The 14203-nt window shown below is 70.0% G+C and carries 16 protein-coding genes; 5 read left to right on the forward strand and 11 right to left on the reverse strand.

The features are described from left to right. Nucleotides 1-235: 235 nt before the first annotated feature. Nucleotides 236-1249: a TerC family protein gene (locus tag JTJ31_RS13140; RefSeq protein ID WP_207539112.1), complete on the forward strand. Its 1014-nt coding sequence runs from the start codon at nucleotides 236-238 to the stop codon at nucleotides 1247-1249. 49 nt (nucleotides 1250-1298) lie between these two features. Here the strand turns inward: JTJ31_RS13140 and JTJ31_RS13145 are convergent, their stop codons facing one another. The 4 genes from JTJ31_RS13145 to ileS are packed head-to-tail and all read right to left on the reverse strand — an operon-like array spanning nucleotide 1299 to nucleotide 6000. Beyond that, nucleotides 1299-2117 carry a hypothetical protein gene (locus JTJ31_RS13145; RefSeq protein ID WP_207539113.1) on the reverse strand — a complete coding sequence of 273 codons (819 nt, stop codon included), beginning with the start codon at nucleotides 2115-2117 and terminating at the stop codon, nucleotides 1299-1301. A 45-nt stretch (nucleotides 2118-2162) separates the two neighbouring features. After that, nucleotides 2163-2723: a DUF3035 domain-containing protein gene (locus JTJ31_RS13150; protein WP_207539114.1), complete on the reverse strand. Its 561-nt coding sequence runs from the start codon at nucleotides 2721-2723 to the stop codon at nucleotides 2163-2165. After that, entirely contained in the window at nucleotides 2720-3220 is a 501-nt protein-coding gene (gene lspA / locus JTJ31_RS13155) for a signal peptidase II (RefSeq protein ID WP_207539115.1), read from the reverse strand. Before lspA ends, JTJ31_RS13150 begins: the two co-directional genes overlap by 4 nt. Further along, the gene (gene ileS / locus JTJ31_RS13160; protein ID WP_207539116.1) at nucleotides 3217-6000 is read right to left on the reverse strand and encodes an isoleucine--tRNA ligase; all 2784 of its coding nucleotides are present in this window, start codon (nucleotides 5998-6000) and stop codon (nucleotides 3217-3219) included. Before ileS ends, lspA begins: the two co-directional genes overlap by 4 nt. 236 nt (nucleotides 6001-6236) lie before the next feature. On the opposite strand from ileS, the gene JTJ31_RS13165 reads away from it, so the two are divergent. Beyond that, the gene (locus tag JTJ31_RS13165; RefSeq protein ID WP_207539117.1) at nucleotides 6237-6593 is read left to right on the forward strand and encodes a hypothetical protein; all 357 of its coding nucleotides are present in this window, start codon (nucleotides 6237-6239) and stop codon (nucleotides 6591-6593) included. Nucleotides 6594-6614: 21 nt separating this feature from the next. Here the strand turns inward: JTJ31_RS13165 and JTJ31_RS13170 are convergent, their stop codons facing one another. Genes JTJ31_RS13170 through JTJ31_RS13180 form a run of 3 tightly spaced genes read right to left on the reverse strand, consistent with a single transcriptional unit; the run spans nucleotide 6615 to nucleotide 8529 of the window. After that, nucleotides 6615-7580: a bifunctional riboflavin kinase/FAD synthetase gene (locus JTJ31_RS13170; protein ID WP_408015413.1), complete on the reverse strand. Its 966-nt coding sequence runs from the start codon at nucleotides 7578-7580 to the stop codon at nucleotides 6615-6617. Then, complete coding sequence (locus JTJ31_RS13175) at nucleotides 7532-8113, reverse strand: LOG family protein (protein WP_207539118.1); 582 nt, start codon at nucleotides 8111-8113, stop codon at nucleotides 7532-7534. The genes JTJ31_RS13170 and JTJ31_RS13175 overlap by 49 nt, the downstream gene beginning before the upstream one ends. Continuing rightward, nucleotides 8110-8529 carry a MaoC family dehydratase gene (locus tag JTJ31_RS13180; RefSeq protein WP_207539119.1) on the reverse strand — a complete coding sequence of 140 codons (420 nt, stop codon included), beginning with the start codon at nucleotides 8527-8529 and terminating at the stop codon, nucleotides 8110-8112. Before JTJ31_RS13180 ends, JTJ31_RS13175 begins: the two co-directional genes overlap by 4 nt. A 114-nt stretch (nucleotides 8530-8643) precedes the next feature. Here JTJ31_RS13180 and JTJ31_RS13185 point away from each other — a divergent pair, with 114 nt between their 5' ends. Both JTJ31_RS13185 and JTJ31_RS13190 read left to right on the forward strand, forming a co-directional pair. After that, nucleotides 8644-9888: a c-type cytochrome gene (locus JTJ31_RS13185; protein WP_207539120.1), complete on the forward strand. Its 1245-nt coding sequence runs from the start codon at nucleotides 8644-8646 to the stop codon at nucleotides 9886-9888. Between the two features lie 58 nt (nucleotides 9889-9946). Next, nucleotides 9947-10147: a hypothetical protein gene (locus tag JTJ31_RS13190; RefSeq protein ID WP_207539121.1), complete on the forward strand. Its 201-nt coding sequence runs from the start codon at nucleotides 9947-9949 to the stop codon at nucleotides 10145-10147. A gap of 117 nt (nucleotides 10148-10264) precedes the next feature. Here the strand turns inward: JTJ31_RS13190 and JTJ31_RS13195 are convergent, their stop codons facing one another. The 3 genes from JTJ31_RS13195 to JTJ31_RS13205 form a co-directional block, all read right to left on the reverse strand. Next, on the reverse strand, nucleotides 10265-10759 hold the full coding sequence (locus JTJ31_RS13195; protein ID WP_207539122.1) for a GcrA family cell cycle regulator: 495 nt from the start codon (nucleotides 10757-10759) through the stop codon (nucleotides 10265-10267). 238 nt (nucleotides 10760-10997) lie between these two features. After that, entirely contained in the window at nucleotides 10998-11861 is an 864-nt protein-coding gene (locus tag JTJ31_RS13200; RefSeq protein WP_207539123.1) for a TIGR01459 family HAD-type hydrolase, read from the reverse strand. A 4-nt stretch (nucleotides 11862-11865) separates the two neighbouring features. Next, the gene (locus JTJ31_RS13205) at nucleotides 11866-12912 is read right to left on the reverse strand and encodes a quinone-dependent dihydroorotate dehydrogenase (RefSeq protein ID WP_207539124.1); all 1047 of its coding nucleotides are present in this window, start codon (nucleotides 12910-12912) and stop codon (nucleotides 11866-11868) included. Between the two features lie 88 nt (nucleotides 12913-13000). Between JTJ31_RS13205 and JTJ31_RS13210 the strand changes: the two genes are divergently transcribed. Next, nucleotides 13001-13867 carry a DMT family transporter gene (locus tag JTJ31_RS13210; protein WP_236020144.1) on the forward strand — a complete coding sequence of 289 codons (867 nt, stop codon included), beginning with the start codon at nucleotides 13001-13003 and terminating at the stop codon, nucleotides 13865-13867. On the opposite strand, the gene JTJ31_RS13215 is transcribed toward JTJ31_RS13210, so the two are convergent. Continuing rightward, nucleotides 13840-14196: a DUF952 domain-containing protein gene (locus tag JTJ31_RS13215; protein WP_207539125.1), complete on the reverse strand. Its 357-nt coding sequence runs from the start codon at nucleotides 14194-14196 to the stop codon at nucleotides 13840-13842. The genes JTJ31_RS13210 and JTJ31_RS13215 overlap by 28 nt on opposite strands. Nucleotides 14197-14203 lie beyond the last annotated feature (7 nt).

Below are 14203 nucleotides of genomic sequence, written 5' to 3' on the forward strand. Positions count from 1 at the left end.
GGCCAAGCGCCAGGGCTGATGTGGGAGGCAGGACCCCGTCCCGCAACCGTATTCCCCCGGAGGCCGCCAATTTGCATTTCTGCTTGATTGCCGAATGTCCATTCGGCTAGGACGCTCCCCGATCCGGGCCCCTCTGGCGCCGGGCGGCTCCTGATGGCCGCCCCCGCGATGTCGGATCTCTCAGCCACTGCGCGGCCGAGAGATTCCGAAGCCGCGCGCGTACAGGGGATACAGAATGGAATTCCTGCTTTTGGAATGGGTGGGCAAGCCGGTCTGGATGTGGGCCGGGTTCCTTTCCGTGGTCGCGGCGCTGCTGGCCTTCGACCTCGGCGTGCTGAACCGCGACAACCGAGAGATGGGCATCGGCGAGAGTCTCTGGCTCTCCGCCTTCTATATCGGCTTCGCCATGATCTTCGGCGGCGCCATCTGGTGGGCCTATGAGAGCGGAATCCTCGCCACCGAAGACGGGACCCATGCCGGGATCACCTTCTTCACCGGCTTCTTCATCGAGAAGGCGCTCTCTGTCGACAACGTCTTCGTCATCAGCCTGATCTTCGGCTACTTCGCCATTCCCCGCCGCTTCCAGTACCGCGCCCTGGTCTGGGGCATCGTCGCGGTGATCGTGCTGCGCGGCATCATGATCGGCGCCGGCGCCGCCCTGGTGCAGGAACATGGCTGGGTGCTGTTCTTCTTCGGCGCCTTCCTGATCATCACTGGCATCAAGATGCTGGTGGTGCCCGAGTCCGATCCGGACGTGTCCAAGAACCCGGTGGTGCGCTTCATGAAGCGGCACATGCGGGTTTCCGGCGAACTGCACGACCAGAAGTTCTTTGTCCGCATCCCGGACGGGAAGACGGGCAAGCTGGTGCTGGCCGCCACGCCGCTCTTCCTGGCGCTGGTGGTGATCAACATCGCCGACCTGGTCTTTGCGGTGGATTCGGTGCCGGCGATCTTCGCCATCACCACCGACACCTTCATCGTCTACACGGCCAACATCATGGCGATCCTGGGCCTGCGCGCCCTCTACTTCGCGCTCGCCGCCATGGTGCACCGCTTCGAATACCTGAAATACGCCCTTGCCCTGGTGCTGGTCTTCATCGGCGGCAAGATCTTCTGGAACGGGATCGTCGGGAAGCTGGACCCGGCCATCTCGCTCGGCGTCACCCTGGCGCTGATCGCGGGCGGCGTCGTCTTCTCGCTCTGGAAGACGCGCGGCCAGACGCAGGAGGCCCCGGCCTCCGGCACCTGAGCCGGATGGGGGAGGGGGCGGTCCCGCGCGGGACCGCCCCTTTTTCATGTCACAACCCGGTCAGCCTCTGCGCCACCACCTCGCGCCGCGACCGGATGATCTGCCACAGCACGTTGCCGTCGCCCTTCTCCCAGGCGATGGCCTGGCCTTCCGCCTCGATCGGCACGGTGTGCACGGGCTGCAGCACGGACCCCATTGTGGGCAGGCGCAGCGCATACGCCTCCTTGTGGTCATGGCCGGTGCACCACAGGAAGCCACCCGGCCCCCAGGAGGCTCCGGAGACACTCATCGGCTCCGCGCGCCGCAGGATGTCGGGCGGGAAGGTCCAGCCGCCGGTCTGGCGCAGCGTGGCGTCGTGCCGCGTCAGATGCGTCCACCAGGTGTTGCCGTAGGGACGCTGGCTCTGGCCGAAGACGCGCGAGTAATTGGCCCAGACCGCCCACCACGCGCCGTCATGCCATTCCCATGTGGTGATGCTGCCCGGCATGATGCCGAAGGAATGGCTGCCCACATGCCGCAGCGATCCCGCGTCAAAGATCTCGACGGAGGACAGCATGGGCTCGCTTGGGTAGTTGGAATGGGCGGCGTAGATGCGCCCCTCATGCAGCGACAGGCTGTTCATGTGGATGATCGGCCCCTCGCGCGGCGATTCGAACCGCGCGAATTCCGCGCCCGAAGCGCGGTCGAAGCCGATGATCAGCCGGTCATCCACCACCCAGGTGCGGGTGGCGTCGGCGCAGACCCCCTGCCGCGCGGCGGGGGTGTTGAAGCGGTGGATGCTTTCGAAGCGCGGTCCCGCGTTCTGGGCGCGGGCGGCCCCGGCCAGGACGAGGGCCGGGGTGGCGAGCAGGGCTCGGCGTGTGGGCATGGCGTTTCCTTCCTCCGTCGGAAGGATGCCCGCCCTGCGCGAAGCTTAGAAGAGGTTCCAGTTGAACAGGCCGCGGCGGCGCTGCGGCTGGATCACCGGCGTTTCGCCCTCCACCGCCTCGCGGCCCAGCGCCGCGTTCTCGCGCAGGCGCTGCGCCTCGCGCGCCGGGTCCACCGGGATGCCCGGCGGGTCCTGCTCGCGCCAGAACATCAGCCGGTCCACCAGGTTCCGGTCCGTCCGCTCCAGCCGCAGGCTTTCCTCGTCCACGCGGGTGCGGATGTCGCCGGTCACGGCCGGCCCGCCCGCGGAACCCAGCAGCGCCATCTCGCCGCTTCCGGGGGTGGCGCGGCTGGCGGCACCGCTCACCCCGGCGCCAGGCACCAGGGCCGACTGCGCCTGCACGGCCGAGGAGACTTCCTGCGGCCGGGAGGCGCCGGGGCGCGGCCGCGGCAGGTCGCCCAGCGAGGGCGGCATGGAGAGCGGCGCGCGGGTGGTCACCTGGAACTCGTCCGGCGCGTCACGCGTCAGGCCGAGGGTGCGGGCGGTGTCCCCGCCGCAAGCCGAGAGCAGCAGGAGCGGAAGGACCAGGGAGAGGCCGTGCTTCATGGCGCTTCTTTGCGCTTCCCCTCGGGCCGAATCAAGGCGTCGGCCACCAGCACGGCCACGCCGCACACGATGCCGGCATCGGCAATGTTGAAGACATACCAGTGCCATTCCCAGGCATAGGCATCCACGAAATCCACCACGGCACCGAAGCGGAATCGGTCAATGACATTGCCGACCGCGCCGCCGATCACCGCACCCAGCGCCAGGGCGGCCCACAGATTCTCCGCCCGCCATAACCAGCGCAGCAGCAGCGCCGCCACCGCCATGGCCAGCAGGGCGAGGATGAGGTGATTCCACGCCCCGTCGCCGGAGAACATCCCGAAGGTGACGCCCCGGTTCCAGACCATGGTAAGGTCCAGCCCAAAAGGTCCCGCCTCCAGCAAGGGCAGGCTGCGCCGCTCGGGCAGGCGCAGCACCTCCAGCACCCACCATTTCGAAAGCTGGTCCAGGACGAGGAGGACCAGGGCGAAGAGCAGCCCGGCGGCGCGCAGGCTCATGGCTGCACCACCGCCTCGCAGCGGCGGCAGAGGCCGTGCGCCGCGGACACCTCGGGCAGGACGCGCCAGCAGCGCTCGCACTTGCTGCCGGGGGCGGCGGCGAAGCGCGCGGCAGGCGCCTCGCCCGCTTCCAGCGTGAAGCCGGAGGTGATGCTGACCTCGGCCCAGCCCTCCTCGTCCAGCAGGGCGCGATCCGCCTCGGGCAGCGCCAGCGTCGGCGCGGCCTGGAGCGAGGAGCCGACCTGGCCGGAGGCGCGCGCCGCCTCGATCACCCCCGTCACTTCGCGCCGCAATTCGCGGATGCGGGCCCATTTCGCCGCCAGAGCCTCGTCCCGCCACTCCGCCGGGATCTCGGGGAAGAGCTGAAGGTGGATGCTCTCCGCCTCCTCGCCGAAGCGGGCGCGCCAGGCTTCCTCCGCGGTGAAGACCAGCACCGGCGCCAGCCAGGCACAGAGGCAGCGATGCAGATGGTCCAGCACGGTCCGCACCGCGCGGCGGCGCAGGCTGTCGGCCCCGTCGCAGTAGAGCGCGTCCTTGCGGATGTCGAACCAGAAGGCCGACAGGTCGGTGGCGCAGTAGCCATGGATCTCCGGCACCACACCGGACCAGTCATGGCTCGCCACCGCGCCGCGCACCCGCGCATCCAGCTCGGAGAGGCGGTGCAGCACCCAGCGCTCCAGCTCCGGCATCTCGCCGACTGGCACGCGCTCCGCCTCAGTGAAGCCGGCGAGGCCGCCCAGGATCCAGCGCAGCGAGTTGCGCAGGCGGCGATACAGCTCCGCCTGCTGCTCCAGGATGGTCTTGCCGATGCGCAGATCCTCGGCCGTGTCCGAGTTCATCACCCAGAGCCGCAGGATGTCCGCGCCATACTTGGAGATCACCTCCTGCGGCGCGGTGACGTTGCCCAGAGACTTGGACATCTTGCGCCCGCCCTCGTCCAGCACGAAGCCGTGGGTCAGGACGGACTTGAACGGCGCGACGCCGCGCGTCCCCACCGCCTCCAGCAGGGAGGACTGGAACCAGCCGCGATGCTGGTCCGAGCCTTCGAGGTAGAGATCGGCCGGCCAGGGCATGCCGCGCCCTTCCAGGACGAAGGCGTGGGTCGAGCCGGACTCGAACCACACATCCACGATGTCCATCACCTGCTCGTAGTCATCCGGGTTGCGCTCGTTGCCCAGGAAGCGGGCGGCGGCATCCGGCTGGTACCAGGCATCGGCGCCCTCGCTGCGGAAGGCGTCCACGATGCGGCGCATCACCGTCTCGTCGCGCAGCACCTCGCCGGTGCGCTTCTCCACGAAGACGGCGATGGGTACGCCCCAGGCGCGCTGGCGGCTGATGCACCAGTCGGGGCGGTTCGACACCATGGCGCCGATGCGGTTGCGCCCCACCTCGGGGATGAAGCGCGTCGCCGCGATCGCGTCCATCGCCTTGGTGCGGATCGCGTTCGCGTCGTCCATGGCGATGAACCATTGCGGCGTGGCGCGGAAGATCACCGGCTTCTTGGAGCGCCAGCTATGCGGGTAGGAGTGGGAGAGCTTCCCCTTCGCCACCAGCGTCCCGGCGGCCTCGCACAGCTCCCACACCCGGTCATGCGCCTTGAAGACGTGAAGGCCGGCGACGCCGGTCATCTTCTCGGCATAGGTGCCGTCGTCGTTCAGGCTCTCGATCGCCGGGATGCCGTGCGCGCGGCACAGATTGAAGTCGTCCTCGCCATGGTCGGGCGCCATGTGGACGATGCCCGTGCCAGCCTCGTCCGTGACGAAATCCCCCGCCAGCACCGGGCGGGGCGTCTCGTAGAGGTCGCTCTCGGGGAACTGGCCGGCGAAGGGGTGGCGGCATTGCAGCCCGACCAGCTCCTCGCCCTTCAGCAACCGAACCACGTCATGCGCGCCGAGGCCGGTGGCAGCCGTGAAGTCGGGCAGCAGCTTCATGGAGACGACGAGGCGTTCGCCCGCCTGGAACAGCCCCTCATCGCCATTCACGTGGACGAGCGCATAATCCAGCTCAGGGTTCACCGCCAAAGCGCGGTTGGCCGGGATGGTCCAGGGCGTCGTCGTCCAGGCGACGAGGTTCGCACCCGCCAGCGCGCCCTCGGCCACGCGGAACCGCGCCCACAGCATGGGCGAGACATGGTCCGCATACTCGATCTCCGCCTCGGCCAAGGCGGTCTTCTCCACCGGGCTCCACATCACGGGCCTGAGGCCGCGATACAGCGAGCCGTTGAGCAGGAAGCGCCCGATCTCCCCCGCGATCACCGCCTCGGAGGGGAAGTCCATGGTGGCGTAGCGCTGCGCGAAATCCCCCGCAACGCCCAGGCGCTTGAACTCCTCCGTCTGGAAGTCCAGCCATTTCTGGGCATAGGCGCGGCACTCGGCGCGGAACTCCAGCACCGGCACCTCGTCCTTGTTCTTCTTCTTCGCGCGGTACTCCTCCTCGACCTTCCACTCGATCGGCAGGCCGTGGCAGTCCCAGCCGGGGATGTAGTCGGCGTCGAAGCCGGCCATCTGCGCCGCGCGGTTGATCACGTCCTTCAAGATCTTGTTCAGCGCGTGGCCGATATGCAGCGGCCCGTTCGCATAAGGAGGGCCGTCATGCAGTACGAAGGGCGGGCGACCTTTCGCGGCCGCCCGCAGCTTCGCCCATTGCGCATCCGCCTCCCAGCGGGCGAGCCATTGCGGCTCGCGCTTCGGCAGGTCGCCGCGCATGGGGAAGGAGGTCTGCGGCAGGAAGACCGTGCCGCGGTAGTCGCGGGCGGGCTGGGTGTCGGGAGCGTCATTCATGGGTGGATCCGGTCCGCGCGGCACGGCGCGGCGTAAACGGTGGGCGGCGTCAGCGTGTCCCGGCCCTCAGGCGAGGACCGGGCCGGGAATTCGCTGATCCGGGCGCGCGTGCATGGCCTGGATATGCTGGCAGCCCACCCCCCCGGTCAAGCGCGGCCGACGGCAGTGATCGGTTAAGCCGATTGGCGCATCTCTCCCAGTTCTGCATCCTATGATTGCAATCCGGGAGCCATTCTATGAAGCCTGTATTCTTTCTTCTCCCCCTTCTGGCCCTGACCGGGCCAGCCGCAGCACAATCGGGCGAGGGGGCGCTGGTCTGCGTCTACAACGAGGGCGCTTACGTCGCGCGCGCCACCTTCGACGGGCAGACCAGCGGCGGAACCTGGGAGCGGGTTGGGAGCAGCGGCAGCATCACGCTCGACAGCCAGAACTGCCGGCGCTTTTCCACAAGGTATGTACGGACCCGCACGACGGTCGAGGGCCATACCGGTTTCAACTGGCGGCAGACCTGCCGCCACGAGTTTGCCGGCACGCAGAGCGTCCGCATCACCGCCAAAGGAACCACGCTCAACCAGTCCTGCACCGTCTTCTGACGGCAAACCCGCCAGCGCGGTTCAGGTGCCCAGCCAGGCCCGCGCCTCGGCCGCATCCGCCGCGATTTGGGCGCGCAGCGCGTCGAAATCCGGGAAGCGCCGCTCCTCGCGCAGGAAGTGCAGCAGTTCCACGCTCGCCTCCTGCCCATAGAGGTCGCCCTCAAAGTCGAAGAGATGCGCCTCCAGCCGCGACACGGGATCGCCTCCGGCGGTGGGGCGACGACCGATATTCGCCACCCCCGGCACCACGCACCCATCGGCAAGGCGCGCTCGCACCGCATAGACGCCGCGCGCCGGCTCCAGGTGCCGGCCCAGGAAGATATTGGCGGTGGGGAAGCCGATGGTGCGCCCGCGCTTGTCGCCATGCGCCACCTCCCCCACCACGGCGAAGGGCCGGCCGAGCAGATCCGCCGCCCGTTCCGGATACCCGTCCTGCAGGAGGCGCCGGATGCGCGTGGAGGAGATGGGCCCCTCCGCGTCCGAGACATGCGGCACCACGGAAAGCCCGATGCCGCGCCGTTCCGCCGCCTCGGCCAGGAAGGCGACATCGCCGCCGCGCCGGTGGCCGAAGGCGAAATCGGCGCCGCAGGCCAGGTGACGCGCGCCCAGGGCGCGATGCAGCACCTGCTCCACGAAATCCTCCGCGCCCATGGCGGCCAGCGCCTCGCCGAAGGGTAGGGCGTGGACGTGACGCGCGCCGCATGCCGCCAGCGCCGTCGCCTTGGCCGGCAGCAGCGTCAGGCGGAAGGGCGGGTCATCGGGGCGGAAATGTTCGCGCGGATGCGGCTCGAAGGTGAGTGCGGCCAGGGAGAGGTCGGGCCGCGCCTGGTGCGCGGCGGCCAGCACGGCGGCATGGCCGCGATGCACCCCGTCCAGATTTCCGAGCGCCACGGTGCCGCCCCGCGCGGCCTCGGGCAGGGCGTGCCAGTCCTGGTGGATCATGCCTCGGTGCGGACCATCCAGCGCGTCAATTCGGGCGGGCGCCATTCGGCCAGCGCCTCCAGCGCCTTCTCCGGGGAACGGGCGCGCATGGCGAGCCCGACATACTCGGCGCGCAGGAAGCCGCCCTGCGCCATGCCGTCGATCAGCGCGAAATACGGATCCCAGTAGCCATCCTCGTCCAGGAAGACGAGGCCCTTGCCGTGGATGCCCAGCTGCGCCCAGGACTGGATCTCCACCGCCTCCTCCAGCGTGCCGATGCCGCCCGGGAGCACGACGAACCCATCGGACAGGTCGCTCATCTCCTGCTTGCGGACATGCATGGAGGGGACGACGCGCAGCTCAGTGCAGCCGCCATGACCCAGCTCGCGCTCCATCAGCGCGTCGGGAATGACGCCGATCACCTCGGCACCACCTTCCAGCGCCGCATCGGCCACGACGCCCATCAGCCCGACCTTGCCACCGCCATAGACGAGGCCCAGCCCGCGCGCCGCGATCGCGCTTCCCAGGGCTCGGGCCAATTCCGCATGGCGGGGGTCACGTCCCGGCGCCGCGCCGCAGAAGACGCAGACGCGCCTCATCCCTTCGATTGAACCATCACTGTGGCCTCACCCTCCAACACGGTCTTGCCCGCAACGGTGCAAACGGTCGCGAGAGTGGCCCGTTTCCGCGCGGGGTCCAGCGCCGTCACCTCGGCGGTCGCGGTCACCGTGTCGCCGATCCGCACGGGCGCGCGGAACTTCAGCGTCTGCCCGAGATAGATCGTGCCCGGCCCAGGCAGCCGCGTCCCGAGCACGGTGGAGATGAGCGAGGCGGAGAGCATCCCGTGCGCGATGCGCTCGCCGAAGGCCGTGGCTTTGGCGGCTTCCGCGTCGATATGCACCGGGTTGGTGTCGCCGGACACTGCAGCAAAGAGCAGGATGTCCGCCTCGGTGATGGTCTTGCTGAACCGCGCCTTCTGCCCGACGGACAAATCCTCGAACCGCATCCCGTCCATGCTGCGCTCCTCGCTCTCCGGAAGGGGATGGTTATCCCATGCGGCGGCGCAAGGGGAAACAGGCGCGGAACCGGGGCGCTTGCACGGCGCGACGCGGCGCGGAAGATGCCCGCCATGCGACGCCTGCTCCTCCTGCTGCTCCTCGCCGCCTCGCCCGCCGCCGGGCAGGATCTCGCCGGGCATGGCGGGCCGGTACGAGCGCTGGCGATGCACGGGGCGCTGCTTGCCTCCGGCGGCTTCGACCAGGCCGTCATCCTCTGGGATCCCGCCGCCGGCCGTGCCCGCCGCGTCCTGCGCTGGCACCGGGGCGCGGTGAACGCCGTCCTTACCTTGCCCGATGGGCGCCTCGCCACCGCTGGCGAGGATGCGCGCATCGCCCTTTGGGGAGCGGGAGGCAACGAGCCGGAACGCGTGCTGGAGGGCCATTCCGAGCCGGTCGCCGCACTGGCCGCCGAAGGAACCCGCCTCGCCTCCGCCGCCTGGGACGGCACGGTGCGGCTGTGGGATCTCGGCACCGGGGAGGCGCGGGTGTTGGAGGGCCATGCGGGCAACGTGAACGCCGTGGCCTTTGCCGGCGGCGCCCTGCACAGCACCGGACAGGACGGCACGCTGCGCCGCTGGGAAGCGAACGGCTCCGCCCGCACCCTGGCCGAGTTCGGCCTGCCTCGCACGGCCCTGCTTGCCCTGCCGGATGGAAGCTTGGCCGTCGCGGGGGTGGACGGCACGGTGACGTTGGTCTCCGCCGAGGGGACGCAGCGCGATCTGCGCACCGGGCCACGCCCGGTCATCGCCCTGGCCGCCGCGCCGGATGGGCGCACCCTCGCAGTGGGCACGATCGGCGGCGCGGTGGAACTGTTGGACCTCCCTTTGGGCCGGGTGCGCGGGACGCTGGAAGGACCGGGCCTGCCGGTCTGGTCCCTGGCCTTCGCGCCGGATGGTGCGACGCTGTGGAGCGGCGGACAGGACCGTCGCGTGCGGCGCTGGGACGCCGCGACCTCCCGCCCCCTCGGCCCGCTGACGCAGGAGGCGGAGGAGGCCGCCCCTGCCGGACTGGACAGGCTGGGCGCCGAGGTGTGGCGCGCCTGCCAGGCCTGCCACATGCTGCGCCCCGATGCCGCACCCATGGCCGGGCCGCACCTGCATGGCCTCTTTGGACGCCGCATGGGCAGCGTGCTTGGCTACGCCTATTCCGAGCGCTTGGCGCGCGGCGACATCGTCTGGACTGCGGAGACGGTGGCGGATCTCTTCACCCGCGGCCCGGACGTGGTGACGCCCGGCACGCGCATGCCGGTGCAGCGCGTGTCCGACCCGGAGGAGATGCAGGCGCTGATCCGCTTCCTCCAGGCGGCGACGCGCTAGCGTCCCGCGCGTTGCCTGGGAACAGGGCGCGTGGCGCCCGTCAGGCAAGGAGCATCATATGGCCACCATTTCGGGCATCGTCGAAACCGTCAGCAAGCCGATCTTCCTCGCGGCGGAAGTCGCCAGCCATGTCGCCCGGCGGGCGCTGCGGCGTGGCGGTGGGACGGAAGGCGAGGCGGCGGCACCGCAGACGCCCCGCCGGTCGCGCGGGTGGCGCAAGCACATGCGCAAGATGAAGGCACAACAACGCCGGACCTGAACTCAACAGTCAGCGTAGGCGACACCACGGCCCTGCCGCGGTGTCGTGCCGCTGCCGCACGGAAATGGCAGCGGAAGCGGGAATCCCCGGAACCTGTGAAGCAGGTTCCGTGGGACGTCAGGCCGCGTCCTCGCGCCGGTCCTTTACGCGCACATAGGCGAGCGCCGCGTGCTCGGGGCAGTAGGGCTTCGGGCTCATTGCCTCGGCGGTGCAGAAGCGAAAGCCTTCGGTGCCCGGCTCGCCGATGGGCCAGCAGCAGGTCTTCACCCCGCCGCGCGGAAAGGGACGCAGCACCGGAGCCGACAGGGACGGGGCGGGGGCGGCTGGCGCCTCACGCCGCGGGGCGGGCGCCGCTTCGGCCACAGGCAAAGAAGGAGCGGTTTGCATGGCGACGCGCAGCGGCGGCAGGGTCGGCTTGCGACCGGCGGAAGGCGGGCGTGGCGCCTGGAGATCGCGGCGGATCGGGCTGGGGCGGGCCGCCAGCTGGAGGCGGTGTGCCTTGCCCACCACGGCATTCTTGGACACGCCCATGCGGCGGCCGATCTCGGCGGTGGAATGTCCCTCGGCCCAAAGGGCACGCAGGCGGTCAATGGCCTCGCGAGTCCAATCCATGGGAGTTTCCCCTCCTCCTGACACCAGATGGTGTAGGGGAAACGCCGAATCAGCCACAAGGGCTGGATTCGCGGTGCAAATCATTTTCCTGTGGAAAAGGCTGCGGAAATTGGTGCCGAAACAGGCATCCAGCCTTCCGAACCGGCGCGCGTGCGCACACGCTCGCGCATGCCAATTTGGCATGCTGTTCCGGTGCATGTTCCGAACCAGGAAGCGACGCTTCCCGGTGTCGAAATCATCACCAGTTCAGTCGCCGCAACGCGCCCAGCGGATGCGCGCCTTCCTCCTCCGCCACCCGCGCCAGCAGGGCAGGATCGGGGCTCGGGCCATAGGCATCTTCCGTCAGCCCCGTCAGCGCCCAGAGCGCGTCCAGACCGGCCGCCTGCGCGCCGCGCAGATCGGTGTGCGGTGTGTCCCCCACGCAGAGGATGCGACTGCGATCGGCGATGCCCAGCATCTCCAGCACCGGTCCATAGACGGCCGGGTCCGGCTTGCCGACCTCGCAGATGGATCCGCCCCATTCGGCATACACGTCGGCAAGCGCCCCGGCGCAGAGGATGCGCTCGCCGGCCACCATCACCGCGCGGTCCGGGTTGACGCAGACCATGGGCAGGCCGGCCTGGAAGCAGGCGAGCAGGTCGTCGCGATAAGGCTCCACGGAGCGGGGACCACGCTCCGGGTCCGGGCCGGTGTTGAGCAGCAGGTCGGCATCCTCGGGCGAGGACACGATCTCGGCCGCGTCGTCCTCCACCACCGACAGGTCGCGCTCGGGACCGATATGGAAGGCGCGGCGGCCGCGCAGCCCCGCGAAGAAGGGATGCGTGCCGTCCTTCAGCCAGCGCCACGTCACCTCGCCGGAGGAGATGATGCCGTCATACAGGTCGCGCTCCAGTCCCATCGCGTCCAGCATGTTCGCGATGAACCAGGAACGGCGCGGCGCATTGGTGAGGAAGACGACGCGCTTGCCGCGCCGCCGCAGCTCCCGCAGGCATTCGGGCACGCCGGCATAGGGCTTGCGGCCGTCATGCACGACGCCCCACAAATCGAGCACGAAGCCGTCATACCGGTCCGCGACCGGTTCCAGGCTTTCCCAGATCTTCATCGGATTACGCCTCCACGCCGACCACATCCCGCAGCCGCGTCACCCCGTCTCGCCGCAGCAGCGCGAGCAGGTCCCGCTTCAGACGCCCTGGCAGGGCCGGCCCCGCATAGGCGAAGCTGGAATAGAGCTGCACCAGCGTCGCGCCGGCCTTGATCTTCGCATAGGCCTGCTCGGCCGAGGCCACGCCGCCCGCGCCCACCAGCACGAGCCGCCCGCCGGCCAGGCGATAGGCTTGGCGCAGCATCGCCGTGCTTCGCTCGAAGAGCGGCTGTCCGCTCAACCCGCCCCTCTCGCCACGATGGCGCGAGCGCAGCGTCTCCGGCCGCGCAATGGTGGTGTTGCTGATGATCAGCCCCGCCACGCCCTCCTCCACCATCGCCTCGACCAGCGCCGGCAGCGCCTCATCCGCCAAGTCGGGGGCCAGCTTCACCAGTACGGGCTTGCTGAGCGTGCGGGGGTTCACGGCGCGTAGGATGGCGCGCAGCCGCTCCTCGCCCTGGAGGTCGCGCAGGCCAGGCGTATTGGGGGAGGAGATGTTGATCGTCACGTAGTCGGCGAGCGGCGCGGCGGCGCGGCACAGGGCAGGGTAGTCGCGCTCCGGATCGGCGCCTTCCTTGTTCACGCCCACATTGGCGCCGACGATGCCGGGCAGCGGGCGCGGGAGGTCGCGCAGCCGCGCCAGAAAGGAATCGAGCCCCGCATTGTTGAAGCCCATGCGGTTGATGACCGCCGAGTCCTCCTCCAGCCGGAACAGGCGCGGACGCGGATTGCCCGACTGCGGGCGCGGCGTCACCGTCCCGGCCTCCACGAAGCCGAAGCCGAGGCGCAGCAGCGGCAGCACCGCCGCCGCATCCTTGTCGAAGCCGGCGGCGAGGCCGATCGGGCTCGCGAAGCGCAGCCCGATCGCCTCCACTGCCAGTTCCGGTGTGTCGGGGGTCGCGTCCTTCCCGGCCAGCCCCGCGCGCAGCGCCGCGATGGCCCAGCCATGCGCCGTCTCCGCATCGAAGCGGCGCATCAGCGGCAGGAGGGCGGAGGCCAGGGTGGGCGTCATGCCGCGTCTCCTATCCCGGTTCCCCCGAGTGGGAAACCGGGGCGGGCGCGATTGACAAGCGGCGCCGCGCCGCCCGAAATCCACCGCCATGAAGGGGCCGGTGCTGCTGATGCTCGGCATCGGCCTGTTTGGCGTGCTGGACGCGAACAGTAAATTCCTGTCGCAGGATTTCAGCGCCGCCCAGGCGCTGTTCCTCCGCCACGCGACGCTGCTCCTGCTGCTCTTCCTCATCCGCGCCGCTTGGCCAGGCGCCGGGGGCGATTTCCGGACCAGGCATCCAGGCCTCCATGCGCTGCGCGCCGTGGCGATGCTGTGCTCCGGCCTGCTGTTCTTTCTCGCCTTCCGTCACCTGCCGCTGGCCGATGGGTACCTCGTCTTCTTCACCGCGCCCTTCATGACGCTGGTGCTGGCGCGGCTGGCGCTGCACGAGACGGTGCCGCGCGCCGCCTGGATCTGGTCGGGCGTGGGCTTTGCGGGCGTGCTGCTGGCACTGGCGCCGTCGCTTTCCGGCGGTGGCAGCGTCTTAGGCTTTCTCTGCGCCGCGCTCGGCACGGTGACCTATGCGGTGAACATCACGGTGAATCGCAGCCTTAAGGCGGAAAGCGGCATCGCACGGCTGATCCTGTTCCCTTCCACTCTTGGGCTGCTGGCCACCGCGCCCTTCGCCGGGATCCATTGGGAAACGCCGGATGCGCCGCAGGCCCTGGCGCTGATGGCGAATGGCATCCTGGCCGGCACAGCCACGGTGCTGCTGGCCCTGGCCTTCCGCCACGCCACCCCGGCGCGCCTCGCCCCCTTCGAGTTCATCGCCCTGCCATGGAGCGTCACGCTGGATTGGCTGGTCTTCGGCAATGCACCCGCCGGGCCGACCATCGCGGGCGGGGTGGTGGTGGCGCTCGCCTGCCTGATGAGCGAGCGCGCGGTGCTTCAGGGAATGTCGTCCGGGAAGCGGTGAACCCCATCCGGGCCGAGCGGCGCGGCGGCGGCGCGCGTCACCGCCGAAACCGGCAGCGCCGCATAGAGATGCGGAAACAGCCCGGGGCGGGAGGAGCCGCTCGCCGCCTCCCAGCGCAGCGCCCCGCCGAGCGCTTCCGTGTCCGCTTCCAGCATCCAAAGGTCGGAGACGCCACGCCGGTGCTTCGCCGCCGTCGCGCGAAGCTGCGCCGCGGTGGAGAAATGCAGGAACCCGTCCCGCGCATCGTCGGCGCTGCCCCGATATTCGCCCAGGGCCTGCGCCACCTCCCAATCCGCCGCGCGGACCAGCGTGTAGATGAAGCGTTCCATCGGCCGT

The organism is Sabulicella rubraurantiaca, assembly GCF_017355885.1.
GTDB lineage: Bacteria > Pseudomonadota > Alphaproteobacteria > Acetobacterales > Acetobacteraceae > Roseococcus > Roseococcus rubraurantiacus.

Bases quoted from the DNA above. Each gene is read 5' to 3' on its own strand.
- JTJ31_RS13140 (WP_207539112.1), top strand. From the start codon at position 236: ATGGAATTCCTGCTTTTGGAATGGGTGGGCAAGCCGGTCTGGATGTGG.
- JTJ31_RS13145 (WP_207539113.1), bottom strand. From the start codon at position 2,117: ATGCCCACACGCCGAGCCCTGCTCGCCACCCCGGCCCTCGTCCTGGCC.
- JTJ31_RS13150 (WP_207539114.1), bottom strand. From the start codon at position 2,723: ATGAAGCACGGCCTCTCCCTGGTCCTTCCGCTCCTGCTGCTCTCGGCT.
- lspA (WP_207539115.1), bottom strand. From the start codon at position 3,220: ATGAGCCTGCGCGCCGCCGGGCTGCTCTTCGCCCTGGTCCTCCTCGTC.
- ileS (WP_207539116.1), bottom strand. From the start codon at position 6,000: ATGAATGACGCTCCCGACACCCAGCCCGCCCGCGACTACCGCGGCACG.
- JTJ31_RS13165 (WP_207539117.1), top strand. From the start codon at position 6,237: ATGAAGCCTGTATTCTTTCTTCTCCCCCTTCTGGCCCTGACCGGGCCA.
- JTJ31_RS13170 (WP_408015413.1), bottom strand. From the start codon at position 7,580: ATGGCGCCCGCCCGAATTGACGCGCTGGATGGTCCGCACCGAGGCATG.
- JTJ31_RS13175 (WP_207539118.1), bottom strand. From the start codon at position 8,113: ATGAGGCGCGTCTGCGTCTTCTGCGGCGCGGCGCCGGGACGTGACCCC.
- JTJ31_RS13180 (WP_207539119.1), bottom strand. From the start codon at position 8,529: ATGGACGGGATGCGGTTCGAGGATTTGTCCGTCGGGCAGAAGGCGCGG.
- JTJ31_RS13185 (WP_207539120.1), top strand. From the start codon at position 8,644: ATGCGACGCCTGCTCCTCCTGCTGCTCCTCGCCGCCTCGCCCGCCGCC.
- JTJ31_RS13190 (WP_207539121.1), top strand. From the start codon at position 9,947: ATGGCCACCATTTCGGGCATCGTCGAAACCGTCAGCAAGCCGATCTTC.
- JTJ31_RS13195 (WP_207539122.1), bottom strand. From the start codon at position 10,759: ATGGATTGGACTCGCGAGGCCATTGACCGCCTGCGTGCCCTTTGGGCC.
- JTJ31_RS13200 (WP_207539123.1), bottom strand. From the start codon at position 11,861: ATGAAGATCTGGGAAAGCCTGGAACCGGTCGCGGACCGGTATGACGGC.
- JTJ31_RS13205 (WP_207539124.1), bottom strand. From the start codon at position 12,912: ATGACGCCCACCCTGGCCTCCGCCCTCCTGCCGCTGATGCGCCGCTTC.
- JTJ31_RS13210 (WP_236020144.1), top strand. From the start codon at position 13,001: ATGAAGGGGCCGGTGCTGCTGATGCTCGGCATCGGCCTGTTTGGCGTG.
- JTJ31_RS13215 (WP_207539125.1), bottom strand. From the start codon at position 14,196: ATGGAACGCTTCATCTACACGCTGGTCCGCGCGGCGGATTGGGAGGTG.